The organism is Saccharothrix sp. ST-888 (assembly GCF_000955975.1).
In the GTDB taxonomy this organism is placed as follows: domain Bacteria; phylum Actinomycetota; class Actinomycetes; order Streptomycetales; family Streptomycetaceae; genus Kitasatospora.
Genome location: NZ_JYJF01001095.1, coordinates 1 through 259 on the forward strand (window position 1 = coordinate 1; position 259 = coordinate 259).

Below are 259 nucleotides of genomic sequence, written 5' to 3' on the forward strand. Positions count from 1 at the left end.
CACCCCGCAGGCGGGCCGGGTGCCGCTGCTGTCCACGGTGACGGGCGAGCTGGTCGACGGTTCGGGCATGGACGCGGAGTACTGGTACACCAACCTCCGTACCACCGTGGAGTTCGCCGACGCGACGGCCGAGTTGCTGCGCAACCACGGCGTCGGCACGTTCGTCGAGGTCAGTGCGCACCCCGTCCTCGTGATGGCCGTTCAGGAGAGCATCGAAGCAGCCGGCCGCGAGGCGGTCACGGTTGGCACGCTGCGCCGG

General features: G+C 70.7%; 1 protein-coding gene. It reads left to right on the forward strand.

What is annotated here, in order from left to right; translation table 11 throughout:
* A partial coding sequence (locus tag UK12_RS35765; protein WP_045307401.1) for an acyltransferase domain-containing protein occupies positions 1–259 on the forward strand: 259 nt, incomplete at both ends.